Origin of the sequence: Shewanella sp. 11B5, from assembly GCF_002836795.1 — a bacterium.
Taxonomy (GTDB): Bacteria; Pseudomonadota; Gammaproteobacteria; order Enterobacterales; family Shewanellaceae; genus Shewanella; species Shewanella frigidimarina.
Window position 1 is genome coordinate 1 of record NZ_PJAP01000176.1, and the last position, 1,100, is coordinate 1,100.

A 1,100-nucleotide genomic window follows, 5' to 3' on the forward strand; every position below is an offset into this window, starting at 1 on the left:
CGACTTTATATTCAAAAGCTCGAGGTCGTAAGTCTTGCTCGATCACCATACCTTTTACAGAACTGTCTTCTTGCTGATAAATCAGTAAAGACTTCACTTCATCTTGGTTAAACGTTACCAACAAGTTATCGAACAACTTAGCTTTACTTGTCGCATCTTTAGTGGTGATACCATAATCATTAAACGATGTTGATTGGTAAGCCGTTACTGTGAAGGGTGAAATCCCATACAAGTACTGTGTTTCTTGCTTGCTGGCCACATCAACATCAATGCTTTGAGTTTCTAAACCATTAAACACCCGGTAATCAGCTGTTGCCTCTAACGCGGCGTAAGTGACTGGAGTTGTGGTTGAGTCAATACTGTCGATAGTGACGTTAATATCACCCGCACCAAAGCTATTACGAATAATCAATTTATAAGCAGTTTCGGAGGTTAAACTCATGCTACCTGTCGTGTAGAGCACATTTTTTGTACCTGTTTCGGTAAGATAGACAATATAATCATCTGTATCGAATATCTGTTCGCTCGTGTAACTACTGTATGGCACATTACCCAGCATCACCGCTTCGTCAATGGTTTGGGTATCGAGTGAAATATAGGTATCAAACGCACCTTCATCAGTGGCTACGTTAGCCACCAACACTTCCATTTTGCTGTAGTCATTATCATCGTCGGCATTCAACTCGTCCATTTCATCACGTGAATAGTTAATATCCAGTAGTTCGGGATCATGATAGTCACCATACAAAACATACAAATGGTTCGAGTCGCTCGCTAAATCAACGGTGTCGCTGTAAACGGTTACCGTTTCACTATCTTCATCTTGACCATAAATCTCCAGCTCTGTACTCCCCGTACTATAAGCATAGCGCGGCATTGCATCAGCAAAATCAACCGCTGTATATGAATAGTCATCCAGCACTAACGAAGTTGATGTGCTATTCGGTGATGCATTATAAAACTGCACATAAGCGACATCATCACTGCTTTCTTCACTGTCTGAGCCACACCCTAGTAACAAGGCTCCCATTGCAGACACCATCATCAATCGACTTATTTTTTTGTTAAACATATTTACTCCATTAACCATCTAGTTACAT

Annotated in this window: 1 protein-coding gene; it reads right to left on the reverse strand. The window is 40.9% G+C overall.

The genetic code is table 11. The annotated features are described in order from the left end of the window. Positions 1–1,072: hypothetical protein (locus CXF78_RS01435; protein ID WP_102035757.1), on the reverse strand; the 1,072-nt coding region annotated here is incomplete at its 3' end. Positions 1,073–1,100: the final 28 nt, after the last annotated feature.